The following is a 19,944-nucleotide window of genomic DNA, read 5'->3' as shown; positions in this document are numbered from 1 at the left end:
CATCAAATTAAACATCCTACAAAAACAAGCCGAAAAGCCGTATTTTGATTTTGCGTAAGTGCGCATTTTATATACAGCTATGGCTGTTGCATTAGCTCAGGAAATAATAAATCTTTTGTTCTTACAAATGACGTTGATTGGGTTTTTAACCTTAAAATTAATCAGTTAAATGTTAAAAATAGAATTTAAATCTAAATATTTAACCATTGGTAGTTAATGATTCTTTTTTGATCTGATTGGATTACTCTTCCTCTCGTCAAGCAGACTGGCTAAAGCAGGTCACGCTAATGGACGCACAATCATATTTAAAGTTGAAGGGAGTTTTACCATGAAGAAAATTACACTGGCACTGGCCATTATTTCAGCCTTCGCAGCAGTTAGCTCTGCACAAGCCGCCGACGTCACCGCTCAGGCGTTGGCCACCTGGTCTGCTACCGCTAAAAAAGACACCACCAGCAAGCTGGTTGTTACCCCTATTGGCAGCCTGTCTTTCAACTATGCGGAAGGCATCAAGGGCTTTAACAGCCAGAAAGGTCTGTTTGACGTGACCGTAGAAGGGGATGCTACCGCGACGGCATTCAAACTGACCTCCAAACTGGTTTCCAACACCCTGACTCAGCTCGACACCTCTGGTTCTACCCTGAACGTCGGCGTGAACTACAACGGCGCTGCCGTAGAGAAAACCGCTGAGACCACCATGATCGATACCTCTGCCGGCATTCTGGGCGGCAACCTGAGCGCGCTGTCTAATGCCTATAACAAGGCCGTTCGTACCAGCGCACAAGATCAGTTCACCTTCACCATCATTGGTGCCACCTCTGACGGCACCACCGCAGTGACTGATTTCAGCACTTTGCCTGAAGGGATCTGGAGCGGCGATGTGAGCGTTGAGTTCAACGCCACCTGGACCGCGTAATCCCTGAGTGACCGCTGTAAACAGGGGGAGGGTCATCCCCCTGTATTCACCGCTACTGAAGAACGCCACTGGAATACCGTCATGAAACCTTTCTCTCTCGCTTCTCTCCTGCTGTTATCGCTGTCTCAACCTGTTTTCGCGCTTGATGTCGGTGAGATCAGTTCGTTCATGCACAGCGATAGCGCGCGTTTGAGTAAAGAAATCAAAAACACCACCGACAGTGGGCGCCTGGTGAACATCAAAATCGAGCGTATCTCCAGCCCATTGGAGTCCGGAACGGTGGTGCCGATGGGCAGCAAAGACGAAATGCTGCTGTCCCCGGCCAGCCTGATATTGCCGGCTAACGCCAGCGATGTGATTCGCTTTTATTACAAAGGTCCCGCTGACGGCCAGGAGCGCTATTACCGCATCGTCTGGTTCGATCAGGCACTGAGCGACGTGGGGCAAAACTCGGCCAGGCGCAATGCCGTCGCGACGACCTCTGCCCGCATTGGCACCATTTTGGTGGTGGCGCCAAGGCAGGATCAATTCAATTACCAGTTTGCCGCCGGCCAGATTAAAAACACCGGCAACGCCACTTTCAAGGTGGTGGCCTACGGTAATTGCCGCAACAAGAAAGACGGCAATGACTGTAAGGAAAACTATTTCGTGATGCCGGGTAAGGCACGTGGTTTCAGCAAAGTGGACGTCAACGACAAGAAAGGTCGCGTGGCACTGTGGCATGGCGAGCAGTTTATCCCGGTGAAATAGAGCCGGTTGTCTGCAATGAAACGGAATGCACCACATTAAAGCAAGGAGTGGCATGTGAAGGCTGTGTTGTTGAGGACGCTGCTGGCCGGTGGGGTAATGGCGATCCCTGCGGTGTTGCTACCGGGCCAGGCGGCGATCGCTGCCGGGCTGACCCAAATTGACGGTGTGTTAATCCCGCAAACCTTCAGCCTGGCACTGCGCGAGGGCATGAGTATTCCATTGCTGCTGCACTTTGAAAAAAACAGTGGCGTAAAAGACGACCGCCGTATTGGCCACGCCTTTTTGTACCTGGATGACAATCAGCTGAAAATTCGTCAGATCACGCTGGAAGACGGTGACGATGGCACGCCGCTGACGGCAGAGACCATCAGGCAATTGCAGGCGCTGCAGGAAGCCGGCTTTGACTCACAGCAGCGTATTGCACTGACCGATGACGCCTGGCTGGCGCTGGATTTCCGCCAGTTGAATTTGCAACTGGTGGTGAAAGAGGCGGCGATGGGTACCCTGTTGCGCGCCCGCTCCAGCGACATCGGCGTTTCCAGCGTGAATGCCGTCAGCAGTACGCTGGATTATAACCTCGGGGTTTACGATAACCGCACCCGGGCCAGCGAGGGCAATACCTCCAGCTATCTGTCGCTCAACAGCGTTACCGCCCTGCGTGAACATCATGTGGAAGTTAACGGTTCCGTCTATGGCATCGGCAGCGGCGATGAGAACGCCACGCTGTATAAGGCGATGTACGAACGTGACTTCGCCGGCCGCCGCTTTGCCGCCGGCATGCTGGACAGTTGGAACCTGCAGTCGCTGGGGCCGGTCACCACCATTAACTCCAGCAAGATTTATGGTCTGTCCTACGGCAACCGGGCCAACTCTACCGTATTTGATAACAGTCAATCGCTGACGCCGATCGTGGCGTTTTTCCCCTCGGCGGGGGAAGTGCATCTGTCGCGTGACGGACGACTGCTGAGCGTGCAGAACTTTGCCATGGGCAATCATGAGGTGGATACCGGCAATTTGCCCTACGGCATATATGACGTCGAGGTTGAGGTGGTGGTTAACGGTCGGGTGGTGGATAAACGCCTGCAGCGGGTGAACAAGCTGTTTAGCCCCAATCGCGGTGCCAATGCTCCACTGGCCTGGCAGTTTTGGGGCGGGATGATCCGTATGGACGACTGGCGCGGTGACGATCAACGCCAGCGGCAAGCCAGGGATTCATACCTGATCGGCGCTTCGGCCACCGGTAACCTGCGGACGCTGAACTGGGCGCTGTCCGGATACTCGTTTGACAGCAACGCGGTGGGTGAAAGCCGGATCAGTGTGCCACTCAGCCAATCCATTCAGTTCAACGTGCAGAACATGGTGGCATCAGACCATTCCTGGAGCCTGGTCAACAGCATCAGCGCCGCGCTGCCCGGCGGTTTCAGCAGCCTGTGGGTCAATCAGGAAAAAACGGTGATCGGCGACAAACTGCTGCAAAACGATGCGCACAACCGCGCCATCGGCGGCACGATGAATTTTGGTGCGCTTTGGTCGCCGTTGGGGAGCTTAAGCCTCAGTTACAACGACGATAAAAAGAACGGCAGTCACTACTACAACGCGGATTATTACCAAAATATTTTCACCGGTCGTTTTGGCACGCTTGGCGTGCGGGCCGGCGTTCAGCGTTACAACAACGGGGGGTACAGTTCGAATACCGGTAAATACGTCGCCCTCGATTTCTCACTGCCGATGGGCAACTGGCTCAGTGCCGGGGTTTCAAACCAGAACGGCTATACCATGGCTAACCTGGCTGCACGTAAAGACATTCAAGACGGGCCCATCCGCACCCTGGGCGCCAACCTGTCACGAGCGATCTCCGGTGATACCAAGGGTGACAACAGTATGAACGGGGGCGCCTATGCGCGCTTTGACACCAAGTATTCCGCCGGTACGGTCAACGTCAGCAGCTCTGCCGACGGTTACGTTAACACCAGCCTGACCGCCAGCGGCAGCGTGGGCTGGCAAGGGCGTGATATTGCGGCCAGCGGCAGAAGTGAGGGCAATGCGGGCATCATCTTTAACACCGGCATTGAAAATGACGGCATGTTGACCGCCCGGGTTGATGGCCGGACGGTGAAGCTGACCGGCAATAAAAACTATGTGCCGTTGTCGCCGTACGGCCAGTACGAAGTTGAGTTGATGAACAATAAAAACTCGGCGGAAAGCTTCGATATCGTCACCAGGCGCAAGAGCAAGCTGACGCTGTATCCAGGCAACGTGGCGGTGATCACACCGGAAATTAAACAGATGGTGACGGTGTTTGGCCGCATCAAGGCGGAAGACGGTACGCTGCTGGCCAACGCCTATATCAAAAACCATATCGGCCGCACCCGCACTGATGAAAAAGGGGAGTTCATTATGGACGTCGATAAGAAGTTCCCGGTGATCGACTTTACCCACAGTGGTAACCAGAGCTGCGAAGTGAGCCTGGATCTGAGTAAGGCGCAGGGGGCGATATGGGTCGGCGACGTGATTTGTAGCGGACTGCAAACTTATGTGGGTAACCTGCAGGCAGGAGAGATGAGCAATGAAGGTTAAGTTTACGCTGCTGCTAATGCTGTTGGTAGCTTTGCCGCTACAGGCGGCAGTGAGCGTCACCAACCGGCCGGATGCCGCGACGGTGAAGTTTGTGTTTGTTGAGAACAACGCCGATGACAACTTTTTTGTCACCCCGTCCGGGGCGCTGGATCCGCGCATGACCGGTGCCAATAAATGGACCGGGCTGAAATACGGCGGCTCCGGCACCATTTACCAGCAAAGCCTGGGTTATGTGGATAACGGTTATAACACCGGCCTGTCGGCCAACAATCGTTTTGACATGTGGCTGGAAAATGCGCCGATCAAGAACCCGTTCCTCGGGCTGCGCTGCATTAACTGGTATGCCGGCTGCAATATGGATACCAGCCTGATCTTGCCGCAGGCCACCGATGAGAAAGGCTTTTATGGTGCGGTAGTCACTCCGGGCGGCGCTAAATGGATGCACGGCATGATGTCGCCGAGTTTTTATCAGTACCTGAAACAGATGGCTCCCGGTGATGCGTTCAGCATGCAGATTAATGGCTGCCAAACCGCGGATGTCTACGATGCCAGTAGCGGTGGCCGCTGTCAGGATCAGAGCAGAGGTAACTGGTATAAACGCAACGTGACTCACAGCAAGGCGGCGCATCTGCGTTTTATCAACACCAACGCGGTGTCAGAAGTGTTTGTTAACAGTGATGGTGTGCCGATCATCGGTGAGGGTAATGCCGACTGCAAAAACCAGACGATTGGTTCGCGCTCTGGCATCACCTGTAAAATGGTCAGTTACGATCTGCAGACCGATGGCAGCGTCAGTAACACCTCGATTCACGTGTTTCCGGCGATCAATAATGCGGCGTTAACCTCAGCGACCAACGCCGCCGATTTACAGTTCAGCCTGGATGGCAATAGCTGGAAAAACACCTCGGGGACCGGCAGTTATTACACCTTTAACCAACTGAAGAGCAGTAATGTGATTTACGTGTTCTTCGCCAGCAATTTTTTCAAGCAGATGGTGAAACTGGGCATCTCCGACAGCGGGACTCGTGACCTGATTAACTTCCGCTTCCAGAACACCACTTCACCGGAGTCTGGCTGGTATGAGTTTTCCACCTCCAACCAGCTGATTATCAAACCGCGTGATTTCAGTATCAGCATCATCTCCGACGACTACGACAACCAGCCACATCGTGAAGGTTACGTCGGCCCGGCGGAGCCGCCGCTGGAGTTTGGTTATATCGTCACCACCAGCGGCAAGTCCGCCGCCGACCAGGTGCGGGTGATGGCTACCGGGCCAACGCAGGCCATCAACGGGATTAATTACTGTATTTTTTCCTCGGCGGATAACCAAAGTCAGGTGCCTTTCCCGGCCACGCTCAGTATCACTACCAGCAGCAACGGCCAACAAAGCTATGACGCCGGCTGCGACGGACAGTGGCATGACATGACCAATGCGTTGTGGAGCAGCACGCCGTGGAATGACATTTCCGGCGAAGTTGGGGTGCTGAACAAAACCCGGGTGAAGTTCAGTATCCCGATGGATAACCCGATCTCATTAAAAACGGTAGCGGGCAACGGTTGGTATGGCGACGTTAGCGCCGCCGGGGAGATCCACGTTGAAGCCACCTGGCGCAACATTAACTAGAGGAAACGCCGTGAGAAGCTGGTTGTTCTGGCTGCTGTGTTGGCCCTTTTACGCGACGGCGATAAACGTCGGCACCCTGACGTTTGCGATGGATCAGAACCAATCATTTACCGCCAAGCGAGTGCTGAACAACAACCGTAGTGCGCGTATTTATCAGGTGACCCTGCGAGCCATCGACAGGCCGGGGGAGAAAGAAACTCGCAGTCGCCCGGCAGATGGCGAACTGCTGTTTGCCCCACGCCAACTACAACTGCAGGCCGGACAGGGCGAATATTACAAGTTTTTCTACCGTGGCCCGCAGGATGACCGCGAACGTTACTACCGGGTGTCATTTCGAGAAATCCCGACTCGTCTTTTCGACCCGGCACAGCGTCAAACCAGCGGTGTCAATCTGGAGCCGATAGTGGTGATGGACACCATTTTGGTGGTGCGCCCGCGCCAGATCAACTTTGCCTATCGGCTGGATACGCAGCGCGGTACCCTGACCAATACCGGCAATACCTACTTCAAGTTCCTGCTCAAGCCCGGTTGCGACAGTACCGACGAGGAGGGGATCACCGAATACCTGCGTCCCGGTGATACCTTCACCCACGCCGGTATTCGGCTGAACGGACAGAAATTTATTATCTATAACGACAAATTTATCAGCGTTGATAAAAGCTGCATTCCCTAACCCTGTACGACTAGCGTAACGGGATCGAAAAGCGGAAACAGGCACCGGTTTGTGGCCGCTCGACCAATTGGATATCGCTGTCGTGCAGCAGCAAGATACGCCGCACGATCATCAACCCCAGCCCGCTGGCATGGCGGCGGGCGCTGCTGAGAATAGAAGGGCGCACAAACAGATCGGCGCGTAGTTCTTGTGGGATACCCGGGCCACTGTCATTAACCTGTACCAGCACCTTGCCCGCCTGTTGCCACAGGCGGACCTCGATCTCACCGCCCTGAGGCGTGTGGCGGATGGCGTTATCCAGCAGGTTGGTCAGCACCCGTTCAATCATACTGACATCGGCAAACACCAACGGAATGCCGGGGGCGATGTCCGCCAGCAACCGTTGCTGGCGAGCTTCCGCCGCCAATTCAAACTTCTGAAACACGTCCTGCACCAATTCACTGAGCGAGAACGGCTCTTTCTGCGGTTTCACTACGCCATATTCCAGCCGCGCCAGCTCGAACAGTTCCTGCGCTAATCGGCCGACCTTACGGCTCTGCGCCAGCGCAATCTCCAGATAACGTTGGCGATCGTTTTCGCTCAGGCTGGCCGATTTAACCGACAGCGTTTCCAGGTAGCCGTGCAACGAAGTCAGTGGGGTGCGTAGATCGTGCGAGATATTGGCGATGAACTCGCGGCGTTGCTGATCCTGCTGCGAAAGCGTCTGCCACTGTTCGGCTATACGTTGCGCCATGCTGCTGAACGCTTGTTGCAGTCGGCTGACTTCATCACGACCGCCTTCGGCCGGCAGCGCCGCATAGGCTTGCACCGCCGCGATGCCACCGCTGTCCAGCTCACTGACCTGGCGTGTAAGACGACGGATAGGTCGTGTCACCCAATAAAAAGCAAAACCACCGGCCACCAGACTGAACAGCACCATCAGGCCCGACGTCCACAGTGCCATGGAGACCGCGGAGTTATGCAAGGCAGAGCTGGTCAGCGTATCGTACTCCTCGCCCAGCAATACCACGTACAGATAGCCCTCAACCTGACCGTTGACCTTCAGTGGCGCGGCGCTGAACACCTTTTTGGCCTCCGGATTGCGCGGGTCATCGCCGTAAATCGGCATATTGGCACCATTGAAGAGTGCTTGCAGCGGCTGCAGGCTCACTTTTTGTCGCTTCAGGTGACCTGCCGGTGCGGCGTTGCCGATAATCTCGCCCTGCTTATCGAGCAGATAAACCTCAACGCTGGGATTCACCGCCATCAGTTGTCCAAACAGGCTTTGCACCGACTGCGGGTTCAGGCCGTTTTGCCCCAATAGCGGGTTGCTGTCGGCAATGTGCTGCGCCAGATTGCCGGACAGCCGTTGGATCACCGCCTGGCTGTACTGGGTGCTGCTGCGCACCTGCATCCAGCCGGAGATGGCACAGCTGACTACCATCAACAGGGCGAAGATCAGGGTCAGACGTTGCGTTAGCGTAAGATTTTTCATGGTTTACTCTTGCGGCATAGCCGCGAATTTATAGCCCATGCCCCACACCGTGAGGATGCGCTCGGGTTCCGCCGGGTTGGTTTCGATCTTGATGCGCAGCCGGTTGATGTGAGTGTTCACCGTGTGCTCGTAACCTTCGTGCTGATAACCCCAGACCTGATTGAGCAGGCTGAGGCGGGAAAATACCTTGCCGGGATGTTTGGCAAAAAAATACAGCAGATCAAATTCACGCGGCGTCAGATCGACATTCTGTTGGTTCAAATGCACTTCTCGGGCAATCGGATCGATGGTTAACCCGTCGAAACTCAGGGTGCCGGCGTCCATCCGCAGGTTGCGGCTCATCGCCTCCTGGCGGCGAAACAGCGCCTTGACCCTGGCCACCAATTCCAGCATCGAGAAGGGCTTGGCGAGGTAGTCGTCAGCGCCCAGTTCCAATCCCAGGACGCGATGCACTTCGCTGGATCGCGCGCTGGTAATAATGATTGGCGTATAGCGCGTCATATTGCGTGCCCGACGACAGATCTCCAGCCCGTCAATGCCCGGCAGCATCAGGTCGAGGATCAGTGCATCCCAGCCGCCCTGTTCCAGCATGGCCATGCCCAGATTGCCATCGGCGGCATGGCTGATGTCATAGCCTTCATCGCGCAGATGTAATTGCAGCAGCTCTGCGATGTTGCCGTCATCCTCGACGATTAAAATTTTCTTTGGCTTTTCCACTCTTCTCACCGCTGATTGCCAGACCTGATTGAAGTCTACACAACCCGCAGGGCCGGAGTTATCACATTTTATTTAACTTTGCGTGAGGTCTTGGGGAACAAATCAGACGGATACTCAGTACATCGAAACCGCTAACGTCAGGAGAGACTCCATGGATATGTCTGTTACGCCGGAAAAACCCGCGCTGATCCATCCGCTGTGGCTGCGCCTGACGCACTGGTTGAATGCGCTGGCGATGCTGATTATGGTCACCAGCGGTTGGCGCATCTATAACGCTTCGCCACTGTTTAACTTCAGCTTTATCAATGAACTGACGCTGGGTGGTTGGTTGGGTGGCGCACTGCAGTGGCACTTTGCCGGCATGTGGCTGTTTGGGATTAACGGGCTGTGTTATCTGCTGATTAATTTGTTCAGTGGTCGGCTGAAACGCAAATTCTGGCCGCTCAGCCCGAAAGCCCTGCTCGGCGATTTACTGGCGGCGCTGCGGGGCAAGCTCGGCCATAACGACCTGCGCCATTACAACATGGTGCAACGGGCGGCCTATCTGTTTGTGATGGTTGCCAGCGTGGTAATGGTGCTTTCCGGCCTGGTGTTGTGGAAGTCGGTGCAATTCCCTCTGTTGCGTGACCTGCTCGGCGGCTATGACACAGTGCGGTACATCCACTTTTTTGCCATGTCGGGGCTGGTGGGTTTTGTGGTGGTACATCTGGTGATGGTGGCGCTGGTGCCACGCACGCTGTTGGCCATGCTGCGTGGACGTTAAGGAGAGCCTGATGAAAACAGAAAAAGACCCAATAAGCCTGAGCGAAGGGCGGGAGATAGTCAGGGAAGCGCAGCAGCTGCTGGCACGCCAGCTGGAGTCCTCTTCGCGTCGTCGCTTCCTGCGCAACGGACTGACATTGGGCGGTATTGCGATGCTCACCGGGTGTGACATCAGCGACAACGCCAATGTCGAACAGGCGCTGAACCGCATATCGCGGTTTAACGACCGGGTACAGGGCTGGCTGTTCAATGCCGACCATCTGGCACCGGTGTATGCCGAGTCGATGATCACCCGTCCGTTTCCGTTCAACGCGTTTTATGCCGAGGAGCAGGCACCGGAGATCAATGGTAACGACTACCGGCTGGAGGTCAACGGACTGGTGCTGAATAAGCAGCCCTGGACGCTGCCGCAATTGCACAAGATGTCGCAAATCAGCCAGGTGACTCGCCATATTTGCGTAGAGGGTTGGAGCGCTATTGGCAAATGGGGCGGAGTGCCGTTCGCGGAGTTTCTCCAGGCGGTCGGCGCAGACCTGAGCGCCAAATATGTCAGCTTTAAATGCGCCGACGATTACTACACCAGCATTGATATGGCCACGGCGCTGCATCCGCAAACCATTATGGCGCTGACCTACGACGGCCAAATCCTGCCGCGAAAATACGGCTATCCGATGAAGCTGCGCATGCCGACCAAGCTCGGCTACAAGAATCCGAAACATATTCAGGTGATTGAAGTCACCAATCGTTTTCCCGGCGGTTACTGGGAAGACCAAGGTTACAACTGGTTTGGTGGCAGTTAACGGCGGCCACAACTATCCCCCGGCACACAGGTGCTTTTTAAATGAGAGAAGGAAATACCATGAAAAAGTTATTCGCAGTGATGATGTGCAGTGCGTTGATGTTGGGTTCTATCGGTGCCAATGCTGCAGACAGCATGAGTAAGGACTCGATGAAAAAGGACAACATGGGCCAGATGTCTCATGACGGCATGGCTAAAGATGGCATGAAAAAAGACGCCATGAAGAAAGACTGCATGAGCAAGGATTGCATGAAGAAAGACAGCATGAGTAAGGATGCGATGAAACATGACGCTATGAAAAAAGACAGCATGGCCAAAGACGGCATGAAGAAAGATGAAATGAAAAAAGATGCGATGGGGAAATAAACCCCGTGCCAACTCCGGCGGCTTGGGTCGCCGGTCTTTTCAACAATAGTGAGGTGTTTATCATGAAAAACCTTATCCTGGCCGTGGTATTGGCCTGCATCAGCGGGGCAGTATTGGCTGCCGCGCCGGTAACTGCGGAAAACGCTCAGCAACTGCAAAAAATTGGCGTGGTTTCCAGCCAGGCGTCAACGTTAAATGACTTTGAGCAGTCAATTGCTGCCGATGCAAGGCAACAAGGGGCGAGTGGCTATCGCATCACTTCTGTCACCGTCAACAATCATGTCTACGGTACGGCGGACTTGTATAAATAAAGGAAGATAGATGCGCTGCAGAAAATACAAAAGATGAGAAGGGGCACAGCCAGGCTGAGCCCCTTTTTTTATCGAATTACATATCCGGGAAGGTCAGGGTATTGCCCGGTGCCTCACGGTGGATATGCACAAAGTTCAGGTGTTTCTCGTACTGATCGAGGATATCGCCGATCACCTGTTCTTTGCTGTAGTCCATCAGGTCATTGCCCTGGGTGCCTTCCATCAGGAAGGTTTCCAGCCGGTAGTAGTGCGACTTGCCGGAGCGGGCGCGATAGGTAAAGCCCGGTACCGAGTAACGCTGCGGCCAGATCTGATAGATAAAGTTTTGCTCCTCGCCTAAATGCACCAGCAGTTCCAGATGGTTTAAACGCTCATCTTCGGTCGGCGGCACCTCACTGAATTCCACTTTGGCCCCGCGCAATTCCAGCTCACGTGCCACTTCCTGCATCGCCGGTCGGCAACGGGTATCCATCATTTTCTGTGTGTACTGGGTGCCTGGATAATTCATCACCCGTGACAGGCGCTGTTTCCAGTTCAATACGTCATTGCTGGACACCGGCATTGGCGCGGTGGTGTTCAGGGCGCTGGCCTTACGGTAATCCTCCACCCGTAGCGATTTATACAGCCCGGCCATCACGAAGAAGATCACAAAGCTGAACGGCAGGCCCATGATCACCGTGGTTTTCTGCAGCGCGGGCACGCCGTCGGTCATCAACATACCTATGGTCAGCAGGCCAATCGCCACCGACCAGAAAATACGCAGCCAGTTGGGGGCGTCATTATTGATATCACTCAGGCGCGAGGTGAAGTTACCCAGCACCAGCGAGCCGGAATCCGCCGAGGTGACGTAGAACAGCAGCCCGGTGATAGTGGCCACCGAAGCGCTGAAGGTAAAGCCCGGATACTGCGCCAGCAGGCTGTAGAACCCTCGTTCCGGGTACTGCATCACTTCCTGCGCAAAGGCGGCGTTGCCGTGAATAATCTGGTACAGCGCGCTGTTCCCGAAGATTGACAGCCACAGCAGGGTAAACACGAACGGAATAATCAGCGTGCCGACCACGAACTGGCGGATGGTGCGACCGCGTGAAATTCGCGCCAGGAACAGGCCGACAAACGGCGCCCAGGCGACCCACCAGGCCCAGAAGAACAGGGTCCAGTTGTTCATCCACTCCACCGGGCGATCGAAGGCGAAGCTGTTGAGCGTCATGCCCATAAAGCGGTTGATGTAATCGCCGACGTTAAGCACCAGCGCATTGAGCAGGAACTCGGTATCACCGAAGAACAGCACGAATAAAATCAGCCCCAGCGCCAACAGCACGTTGAGCTCGGAAAGAATACGGATGCCCTTATTGACGCCGGAAGTCACCGAAATGGTGGCCATGATCACCGAAAGCAGGATCAGCGCGGCCTGAACCGTCAGGTTTTCCGGTATGTGGAACAGCACTTTCAGCCCGTAGTTCAACTGCACCACGCCAATACCGAGCGTGGTAGCGATGCCGAAGATGGTACCCAGCACCGCGGCGATATCTACGCTGTGGCCAATCGGGCCATTGATGCGTTTACCGAAAATCGGGTACAGCGCTGAACGGATGGTCAGCGGCAGATTATAGCGGTAGCTGAAGTAGCCCAGGGCGATGCCCATCAATGCGTACATCGACCAGCCGGTCAGGCCGTAGTGGAACAGCGTCCAAACCATGGCCTGGCGTGCGGCTTCCAGCGTCTGACCCTGGCCTTCCGGCGGCATCATATATTGTGTCACCGGTTCGGCGACCGAGAAGAACATCAGATCGATGCCGATACCGGCGGCAAACAGCATCGCCGCCCAGCTCATCAGGCTGAATTCGGGTTTTGATTGCTCAGGCCCGAGCTTGATCGAACCAAAGCGCGAAGCGGCGATAAACACCACAAATACAATGTACAGGGTGGCGGCCAGCAGGTAGTACCAGCCAAAGGTGGTTGAAACCCAATTCAGGGTGCGGGTGATCCATCGCCCGGAGAAATCGGTAAAAAAGATGGTCATCAGCGAGAAGGCCAAAATCAGCCCTGCCGAGGTAAAGAAAACCACAGGATTAAGGCCATCCTTTTGCGGTTTTGAGGAGGTTTCGCGTGTTGTCATCGTCTTCCTCTGTTTTTTAACAACTGAGTAAAATCGTGCCCACACACCAGCCTGAACGACACACAGGTGTTGTCCGGAAACAGTGCGGATAAAAACGCCGCGGCAATCGCTATTCTGCTTGCCAAAGATTGCCGCTTTGCTTGTTAACGAAGCGGAAAATCGCCTCGTGGTGGGAACCGCTTACAGACACTGATTTTGGTCAGATTCGTTAAATACCTCACAAAAATCAGCCAGTTCCACAACCGAAAAATACATATTTGTAACCAATCGGCAATAAAATATATGCAATTTTTATTGAACGTTCAATCAAAAAAAAGTTTAATAGTGGCCATGAAGACCAAGTTCAGCAGGTGGAAAGACGGTGAAATCCCGCCGCTGAGATGAGGCCGAAATCGGTTTTGTGAGAGTCGAATTATGCCAAAGGTAGGAATGCAGCCGATCAGAAGGCAGCAGTTGATAGATGCCACGCTGGCCGCGGTCAATGAAGTTGGAATGCACGATGCCACCATTGCGCAGATAGCGCGTCGGGCGGGGGTTTCCAACGGCATCATCAGCCACTATTTCAAGGATAAGAATGGCCTGCTGGAAGCCACGATGCGCTATTTGATTAGCCATCTGGGCGAGGCGGTGAAGCTAAGGTTACAGGCGCTGAGCGACCATAGCCCGGCATCACGGCTGCAGGCGATCGTCGCCGGCAACTTTGACGACAGCCAGATCAACAGTGCGGCGATGAAAACCTGGCTGGCCTTTTGGGCCAGCAGTCTGCATCAACCGCAGTTGAACCGGCTGCAGCAGGTGAATGGTCGTCGTCTGTATTCCAACCTGTGCGCCGAATTTAGCCGGGTACTGCCGCAGACGCAGGCGAGGCTGGCGGCCAAAGGGCTGGCGGCGTTGATCGACGGTCTGTGGTTGCGCAGCGCGTTGCGCGGTGCGGCATTTAACCAGGCGCAGGCGATAGCGCTCACTACCGATTACATTACGTTTCAACTCCGGGGGCACACGCCACCCTGAGGACAACCCAAGGAGAACCTATGTCCCGTTTTGGCTTACAGAAGCTCTATATTAATGGCGCCTATGTAGACAGTACCGATGGAAAAACCTTCAACGCAGTGAACCCGGCAAACGGCGAAGTGCTTGCCGAAATCCAGTCCGCCAGCGCTGAAGACGTCAACCGTGCGGTGGCCAGCGCAGCCAGCGGACAAAAGGTGTGGGCGGCGATGACGGCAATGGCGCGTTCTCGCATTTTACGTCGTGCAGTGGATATCCTGCGCGAACGTAACGACGAACTGGCCGTGCTGGAAACGCTGGATACCGGCAAGGCGATGTCGGAAACCACGGCGGTAGATATTGTCACCGGTGCTGACGTGCTGGAGTATTACGCCGGCCTGATCCCATCCATCGAGGGGCAGCAGATCCCGCTGCGCGATAGCTCCTTTGTTTATACCCGCCGCGAACCCCTGGGTGTGGTGGCCGGTATCGGCGCTTGGAACTACCCGATTCAAATCGCCTTATGGAAGTCGGCTCCTGCACTGGCGGCAGGTAACGCCATGATCTTCAAACCCAGTGAAGTAACTTCTTTGACGGCGCTGAAGCTGGCGGAGATCTACACCGAAGCCGGCCTGCCGGACGGCGTATTCAACGTGGTCACCGGCAGCGGCGCAGAAGTGGGCCAGTACCTGACCGATCACCCTGGCATCGCCAAGGTATCGTTCACCGGCGGGGTGAAAACCGGCAAGAAAGTGATGGCTAACGCCTCCGGCTCGACGCTGAAAGAAGTCACTATGGAACTGGGTGGGAAATCGCCGCTGATTATCTTTGACGACGCTGATTTGGATCGCGCCGCTGATATCGCCATGATGGCCAACTTCTACAGCTCCGGCCAGGTGTGTACCAACGGCACCCGCGTATTTGTTCCCGCAGCGTTGCAGGCGCAATTTGAGGCGAAAATCCTTGAACGTGTTAAACGCATCCGTCTGGGAGACCCTACCGATCCGCAAACCAACTTTGGCCCGTTGGTCAGTTTTGCGCATATGGAGTCGGTGCTGCGCTTTATCGAAAGCGGCAAGAACAGCGGCGCGCGTCTGCTGTGCGGTGGTGAGCGTGTCACTGAGGGTGAATTTGCCAAGGGCGCTTATGTGGCCCCGACGGTGTTTACCGATTGCCGTGACGAGATGGAAATTGTGCGTGAAGAGATCTTCGGGCCGGTGATGAGCATCCTCAGCTATCAAAGTGAAGAAGAAGTGGTGCGCCGTGCCAACGATACCACCTTTGGTCTGGCCGCCGGAGTGGTCACTAATGATCTGACGCGTGCCCACCGGGTTATCCATCAACTGGAAGCCGGCATTTGCTGGATTAATACCTGGGGTGAATCGGCGGCAGAAATGCCGGTCGGCGGTTACAAGCAGTCCGGCGTTGGCCGCGAGAATGGCCTCGGTACGCTGGAACACTACACCCAAATTAAGTCGATTCAGGTCGAGCTGGGCGAATATATTTCCATCTTTTAAACACCCCATTATCGATTAAATGCTTGTCCGGGCATCCTAATCTATTAATCATAAAAATATATACCCAATGGATTTCAAGTCACAGCTAGGCGGCAAGTGCGGGAGTCCCCAGGAGCTTACTTAAGTAAGTGACTGGGGTGAGCGCATGCAGCCAACAACGCTGTGGCTTGAAAGACGAAGGGGATAAGGAGATATCGATGGAATACGATTACATTATCATCGGGGCCGGCTCGGCCGGTAACGTATTAGCCACCCGCTTAACCGAAGACGCTGACGTCAGCGTGCTGCTGCTGGAAGCCGGCGGCCCGGACTATCGGATGGATTTTCGCACTCAGATGCCGGCGGCGTTGGCCTTCCCGCTGCAGGGCCGCCGTTACAACTGGGCCTATGAAACCGACCCTGAGCCGCACATGAATAATCGCCGCATGGAATGTGGCCGTGGTAAGGGCCTGGGTGGTTCGTCGCTGATAAACGGCATGTGCTACATCCGCGGCAACGCGATGGATTTCGATAATTGGGCAAAGGCACCGGGTCTGGAAGACTGGAGTTACCTGGATTGTCTGCCGTATTTCCGCAAGGCGGAAACTCGCGATATCGGGCCGAACGATTTTCACGGCGGCGATGGCCCGGTCAGCGTTACCACGCCGAAAGCCGGTAACAACGAATTATTCCACGCGATGGTGGAGGCTGGCGTTCAGGCGGGCTACCCACGTACCGAAGATCTGAACGGCTACCAGCAGGAAGGCTTCGGCCCGATGGATCGCACCGTAACGCCGAAAGGCCGCCGTGCCAGCACCGCTCGCGGTTATCTGGATCAGGCACGATCTCGCCCTAATTTGAAGATTGTGACCCACGCGCTGACCGACCGCATCCGTTTCGAGGGCAAACGTGCCGTGGGCGTTGACTACTTGCAGGGGGAGGCAAAGGAAATCACCAGTGCTCGTGCGCGTCGGGAAGTGCTGCTGTGCGCCGGGGCGATCGCCTCGCCACAGATCCTGCAGCGCTCCGGCGTGGGGCCGGCGGCCTTGCTGAACCGTCTGGATATTGATTTGGTGCACGAACTGCCGGGGGTGGGTGAGAACCTGCAAGACCATCTGGAAATGTACCTGCAGTACGCCTGTAAAAAACCGGTGTCGTTGTACCCGGCGTTGCAATGGTTTAACCAACCGAAAATCGGTGCGGAGTGGCTGTTTAACGGCAGCGGTATTGGTGCCAGCAATCAGTTTGAAGCCGGTGGTTTTATCCGCAGCCGTGAAGAGTTCGCCTGGCCGAACATTCAGTATCATTTCCTGCCGGTAGCGATTAACTACAACGGCAGTAATGCGGTGAAAGAGCACGGTTTCCAGGCGCATGTCGGTTCGATGCGCTCCCCGAGCCGCGGCCGGGTGCAGGTCAAATCCAAAGATCCGCGTCAGCACCCGAGTATCTTGTTCAACTATATGGCGACCGAGCAGGACTGGCAGGAGTTCCGCGATGCTATCCGTATCACGCGTGAAATCATGGCGCAGCCGGCGCTCGATGAGTACCGCGGTCGCGAAATCAGTCCGGGGCCGGAAGTGCAGACCGACGAACAGTTGGACGCTTTTGTGCGTGAACATGCCGAAACCGCCTTCCATCCTTCCTGCTCATGCAAAATGGGCGAAGACGAAATGGCGGTGGTGGATGGGCAGGGCCGGGTGCACGGCATAGAAGGGTTGCGGGTGGTGGATGCGTCAATTATGCCGTTGATCATTACCGGTAATCTGAATGCCACCACCATCATGATCGCCGAGAAAATCGCCGACCGGATCCGCCAGCGCACGCCGCTGCCGCGCAGCACCGCCGAATATTACGTGGCCGGTGACGCCCCGGCGCGTAAGCAGTAACCCACATGTTCTCTCGCCGTTAAGGGGGAGGGCTGCTGTAGCAAGCAACCCCCTCTCCAAAGTCCTTCCCTGAGGCGAGGGGACAATCCACCGCTTAAACCGGCAGGGCGATCGCCTGATCGAAACTGTTTGGTGTCGCCATGCGCCACATGCGCGCATAGAAATCGCTCTCAATCTCTTTTTGCAACAATGCACCAGGTTTCAGGTAGTAATAGATGTCGGCATAGACCTTGATTTCCGTCGAGGTAATGCGGCGCAGCATATGGTGTGAAGTCAGTTGCTCCGGACGGCTGACCCCGGCTGCCGCCAACATTTCCGCCAGCGCTTTTACCGTGTTCTGGTGAAAATGGTAAACGCGCTCCGCCTTGTTGGGTACCACCAGCGCTTTCTGCCGTAGCGGATCCTGGGTGGCGACGCCGGTCGGGCAGTGGTTGGTGTGGCAACTTTGCGATTGAATGCAGCCTACGGCGAACATAAAGCCGCGCGCTGAATTCACCCAATCGGCTCCCAGTACCAATACGCTGGCGATGTCGAAGGCGCTGATAATCTTGCCGCTGGCACCGATTTTGATTTGGTCACGCAATCCACAGCCAACCAGCGTGTTATGCACGAACAGCAGCCCTTCGCGCAGTGGCATGCCCATATAGTTGGACAACTCAAGCGGAGCCGCCCCGGTGCCGCCTTCTTTACCGTCCACCACGATAAAGTCCGGCAATATTTGAGTTTGCAACATAGCTTTGGCGATGGCGACAAACTCCCAGGGATGACCGATACACAGCTTGAAGCCTACGGGTTTGCCGCCAGACAGCTCGCGCAACTGCTGGATGAAGTGCATCATTTCCACCGGGGTGCTAAAGGCACTGTGTGAGGCCGGTGAAATACAGTCGACGCCTTCTGGTACACCGCGCGTCGCGGCAATTTCCGCATCCACTTTTTTCGCCGGCAGAATGCCGCCATGGCCCGGCTTGGCGCCCTGACTGAGTTTGATTTCAATCATTTTGACCTGCGGGTTTTTAGCCTGCTCGGCAAAGCGCTGCGGATCAAAATGGCCATCGTCCGTGCGGCAACCAAAGTAGCCGCTGCCCAGTTCCCACACCAGATCGCCGCCGTTCTCACGGTGATAGCGACTGATACTGCCTTCACCGGTGTCATGATAGAAATTCCCCTTGGCCGCGCCCAGATTGAGGGCACGAATGGCATTGGCCGACAGCGCACCGAAACTCATGGCGGAGATATTGAAGATAGAAGCGGAGTAGGGCTGGCTGCAGCCGGGGCCGCCGATCGCCACGCGGAAGCTGGTCGGATCGGATACCGCTACCGGGCACATGGAATGGCCGATGCATTCATAGCCGGTTTGATACACGTCCAATTGGGTGCCGAAGGGTTTGTCACCCATCTCGTTTTTAGCGCGCCGATAGACCAGCGTGCGTTGGGTACGGGAGAATGGGATCTGCGCGTTATCTTCTTCCAATAAATACTGGCGGATTTCCGGGCGGATAAATTCGAAGAAGAAGCGCAGGCGGCCAATGATCGGGTAGTTGCGGCAGATGGCGTGGCGCTGTTGGGTCAGATCGTAAATACCCAATGCGCTCAGACTACCAAAGATGACCGTTGGCAGCCAAAACCATGGCCGATGCGCCAATAGCGCTAATGACACCAGCGTCAGCAAGAGACTCAACACAAGACAGGTATAACGGCTGAATAAGGATGACTTCATAACATCTCCTGATGTTTTTTTTAATCCAGACGACATGACTCACGGAAAAACTCCGTGGCGGGATCTTAACCAATGGGCAGGAGTGTTATGTGACTGTTACTGCTTTATCGTTCCTTGTTACATTAATTTAACGTGGCTACGTGGCGTCAGGCCGCCAGGGCGGCCTGAAGGATCACTTACTGGCGACGAAGATGGTACTCATGCTGCGCAAACGCAGTTTTTTCATCGCACTGTATTTTTGCGAGAAAATGGTTTTGGGATGAGTGCCGCGCTTTTGGGCAATGTGCAGCAGGCTGTCTCCACGCAGCAGGTTGAAAATAACGTCACTTTCCGCTGGGCTGAGCTCCCGGGTTTTCTGCATTTTTATCCCGCCGGGTTCTTTGCTTTCCAACAGGGTTTGTATTTTTTCCTGCAGTGAATAAAGTGGGATACGGGTAGAGACCAGCTCAACGGAAATGCCCAGAATCGACAACAGTTTCACTACGCGCTCATCGTCATAAAACACCAGCAGGCGTGTTTTTGAGTTGTATTGCTGATGCGAAGACACCAGGCTTTCAATGACATTGACGCTTTGTTCCAGATTCTGGGAGGTGAAAATCAGCGCGATATCGTGCTTGATTATTTTCTCCGCCTTGGCGCCACCGTGCATAAAGTCCGAAAACAGTCTGATATCGTACTTGCCGTAATGTTTTTTCAGTAATACCGAAAGGCCGACATAGCTGTACTTACACTCACTAATAACAAGGACATTGTTTTTAGACATAATGGCAAAC

At 55.0% G+C, this 19,944-nt stretch carries 17 protein-coding genes; 12 read left to right on the top strand and 5 right to left on the bottom strand.

The genetic code is table 11. The features are described from left to right. Window positions 1-328 precede the first annotated feature (328 nt). The 5 genes from ecpA to FCL49_RS07250 all read left to right on the top strand — a co-directional run bounded on the left by ecpA (window position 329) and on the right by FCL49_RS07250 (window position 6,540). Window positions 329-916 carry a common pilus major fimbrillin subunit EcpA gene (gene ecpA, locus FCL49_RS07270; protein ID WP_174352994.1) on the top strand — a complete coding sequence of 196 codons (588 nt, stop codon included), beginning with the start codon at window positions 329-331 and terminating at the stop codon, window positions 914-916. 81 nt (window positions 917-997) lie between these two features. Beyond that, a complete protein-coding gene (locus FCL49_RS07265; protein ID WP_174352993.1) occupies window positions 998-1,666 on the top strand; it encodes a hypothetical protein in 669 nt (222 codons plus the stop codon). A 96-nt stretch (window positions 1,667-1,762) separates the two neighbouring features. Further along, window positions 1,763-4,243, top strand: a complete 2,481-nt coding sequence (locus FCL49_RS07260) for a CS1-pili formation C-terminal domain-containing protein (RefSeq protein ID WP_217434329.1) — start codon at window positions 1,763-1,765, stop codon at window positions 4,241-4,243. Next, window positions 4,233-5,867: a fimbrial adhesin EcpD gene (gene ecpD, locus FCL49_RS07255; protein WP_174352991.1), complete on the top strand. Its 1,635-nt coding sequence runs from the start codon at window positions 4,233-4,235 to the stop codon at window positions 5,865-5,867. The genes FCL49_RS07260 and ecpD overlap by 11 nt, the downstream gene beginning before the upstream one ends. 10 nt (window positions 5,868-5,877) lie before the next feature. Continuing rightward, a complete protein-coding gene (locus FCL49_RS07250) occupies window positions 5,878-6,540 on the top strand; it encodes a fimbria/pilus periplasmic chaperone (protein WP_174352990.1) in 663 nt (220 codons plus the stop codon). A 10-nt stretch (window positions 6,541-6,550) separates the two neighbouring features. On the opposite strand, the gene FCL49_RS07245 is transcribed toward FCL49_RS07250, so the two are convergent. Both FCL49_RS07245 and FCL49_RS07240 read right to left on the bottom strand, forming a co-directional pair. After that, window positions 6,551-8,014, bottom strand: a complete 1,464-nt coding sequence (locus FCL49_RS07245) for a sensor histidine kinase (protein ID WP_174352989.1) — start codon at window positions 8,012-8,014, stop codon at window positions 6,551-6,553. Between the two features lie 3 nt (window positions 8,015-8,017). Next, on the bottom strand, window positions 8,018-8,731 hold the full coding sequence (locus FCL49_RS07240; RefSeq protein WP_174352988.1) for a response regulator transcription factor: 714 nt from the start codon (window positions 8,729-8,731) through the stop codon (window positions 8,018-8,020). 151 nt (window positions 8,732-8,882) lie between these two features. Here FCL49_RS07240 and FCL49_RS07235 point away from each other — a divergent pair, with 151 nt between their 5' ends. The 4 genes from FCL49_RS07235 (at window position 8,883) to FCL49_RS07220 (ending at window position 10,969) form a co-directional block, all read left to right on the top strand. Next, window positions 8,883-9,494, top strand: a complete 612-nt coding sequence (locus tag FCL49_RS07235; RefSeq protein ID WP_174352987.1) for a cytochrome b/b6 domain-containing protein — start codon at window positions 8,883-8,885, stop codon at window positions 9,492-9,494. Between the two features lie 10 nt (window positions 9,495-9,504). Further along, window positions 9,505-10,293: a molybdopterin-dependent oxidoreductase gene (locus tag FCL49_RS07230; protein WP_174352986.1), complete on the top strand. Its 789-nt coding sequence runs from the start codon at window positions 9,505-9,507 to the stop codon at window positions 10,291-10,293. A gap of 59 nt (window positions 10,294-10,352) precedes the next feature. Then, window positions 10,353-10,658 carry a pentapeptide MXKDX repeat protein gene (locus FCL49_RS07225; protein WP_174352985.1) on the top strand — a complete coding sequence of 102 codons (306 nt, stop codon included), beginning with the start codon at window positions 10,353-10,355 and terminating at the stop codon, window positions 10,656-10,658. A 62-nt stretch (window positions 10,659-10,720) separates the two neighbouring features. Beyond that, on the top strand, window positions 10,721-10,969 hold the full coding sequence (locus tag FCL49_RS07220) for a YdgH/BhsA/McbA-like domain containing protein (RefSeq protein WP_174352984.1): 249 nt from the start codon (window positions 10,721-10,723) through the stop codon (window positions 10,967-10,969). A gap of 76 nt (window positions 10,970-11,045) precedes the next feature. Here FCL49_RS07220 and FCL49_RS07215 read toward each other — a convergent pair whose 3' ends face one another. After that, window positions 11,046-13,085, bottom strand: coding sequence for a choline transporter (locus FCL49_RS07215; RefSeq protein ID WP_174352983.1), 2,040 nt, complete (start codon window positions 13,083-13,085; stop codon window positions 11,046-11,048). 414 nt (window positions 13,086-13,499) lie between these two features. Here FCL49_RS07215 and betI point away from each other — a divergent pair, with 414 nt between their 5' ends. From betI to betA, 3 genes are all read left to right on the top strand, one after another. Further along, window positions 13,500-14,096 carry a transcriptional regulator BetI gene (betI, locus tag FCL49_RS07210; protein ID WP_174352982.1) on the top strand — a complete coding sequence of 199 codons (597 nt, stop codon included), beginning with the start codon at window positions 13,500-13,502 and terminating at the stop codon, window positions 14,094-14,096. A 20-nt stretch (window positions 14,097-14,116) separates the two neighbouring features. Next, window positions 14,117-15,589 (top strand): betaine-aldehyde dehydrogenase, encoded by a 1,473-nt coding sequence (gene betB / locus FCL49_RS07205; protein WP_174352981.1) that lies wholly within the window; start codon window positions 14,117-14,119, stop codon window positions 15,587-15,589. A gap of 197 nt (window positions 15,590-15,786) precedes the next feature. Beyond that, window positions 15,787-17,454 carry a choline dehydrogenase gene (gene betA, locus FCL49_RS07200; protein WP_174352980.1) on the top strand — a complete coding sequence of 556 codons (1,668 nt, stop codon included), beginning with the start codon at window positions 15,787-15,789 and terminating at the stop codon, window positions 17,452-17,454. A 94-nt stretch (window positions 17,455-17,548) separates the two neighbouring features. On the opposite strand, the gene FCL49_RS07195 is transcribed toward betA, so the two are convergent. Both FCL49_RS07195 and FCL49_RS07190 read right to left on the bottom strand, forming a co-directional pair. Then, complete coding sequence (locus tag FCL49_RS07195) at window positions 17,549-19,171, bottom strand: FMN-binding glutamate synthase family protein (protein ID WP_174352979.1); 1,623 nt, start codon at window positions 19,169-19,171, stop codon at window positions 17,549-17,551. Between the two features lie 172 nt (window positions 19,172-19,343). After that, a complete protein-coding gene (locus tag FCL49_RS07190) occupies window positions 19,344-19,934 on the bottom strand; it encodes a LuxR family transcriptional regulator (protein WP_174352978.1) in 591 nt (196 codons plus the stop codon). Window positions 19,935-19,944 lie beyond the last annotated feature (10 nt).

Source organism: Serratia proteamaculans, from assembly GCF_013337185.1.
GTDB lineage: Bacteria > Pseudomonadota > Gammaproteobacteria > Enterobacterales > Enterobacteriaceae > Serratia > Serratia proteamaculans_D.
Note: the sequence above shows the minus strand (reverse complement) of the source record. Positions and strands in the feature narration are given on the sequence as shown.

Coding starts and splice junctions, on each gene's coding strand:
- FCL49_RS07190 (WP_174352978.1), bottom strand. CDS start 19,934: ATGTCTAAAAACAATGTCCTTGTTATTAGTGAGTGTAAGTACAGCTAT.
- FCL49_RS07265 (WP_174352993.1), top strand. CDS start 998: ATGAAACCTTTCTCTCTCGCTTCTCTCCTGCTGTTATCGCTGTCTCAA.
- FCL49_RS07225 (WP_174352985.1), top strand. CDS start 10,353: ATGAAAAAGTTATTCGCAGTGATGATGTGCAGTGCGTTGATGTTGGGT.
- FCL49_RS07215 (WP_174352983.1), bottom strand. CDS start 13,085: ATGACAACACGCGAAACCTCCTCAAAACCGCAAAAGGATGGCCTTAAT.
- betI (WP_174352982.1), top strand. CDS start 13,500: ATGCCAAAGGTAGGAATGCAGCCGATCAGAAGGCAGCAGTTGATAGAT.
- ecpD (WP_174352991.1), top strand. CDS start 4,233: ATGAAGGTTAAGTTTACGCTGCTGCTAATGCTGTTGGTAGCTTTGCCG.
- FCL49_RS07230 (WP_174352986.1), top strand. CDS start 9,505: ATGAAAACAGAAAAAGACCCAATAAGCCTGAGCGAAGGGCGGGAGATA.
- FCL49_RS07220 (WP_174352984.1), top strand. CDS start 10,721: ATGAAAAACCTTATCCTGGCCGTGGTATTGGCCTGCATCAGCGGGGCA.
- FCL49_RS07260 (WP_217434329.1), top strand. CDS start 1,763: ATGGCGATCCCTGCGGTGTTGCTACCGGGCCAGGCGGCGATCGCTGCC.
- FCL49_RS07235 (WP_174352987.1), top strand. CDS start 8,883: ATGGATATGTCTGTTACGCCGGAAAAACCCGCGCTGATCCATCCGCTG.
- FCL49_RS07195 (WP_174352979.1), bottom strand. CDS start 19,171: ATGAAGTCATCCTTATTCAGCCGTTATACCTGTCTTGTGTTGAGTCTC.
- ecpA (WP_174352994.1), top strand. CDS start 329: ATGAAGAAAATTACACTGGCACTGGCCATTATTTCAGCCTTCGCAGCA.
- betB (WP_174352981.1), top strand. CDS start 14,117: ATGTCCCGTTTTGGCTTACAGAAGCTCTATATTAATGGCGCCTATGTA.
- FCL49_RS07245 (WP_174352989.1), bottom strand. CDS start 8,014: ATGAAAAATCTTACGCTAACGCAACGTCTGACCCTGATCTTCGCCCTG.
- betA (WP_174352980.1), top strand. CDS start 15,787: ATGGAATACGATTACATTATCATCGGGGCCGGCTCGGCCGGTAACGTA.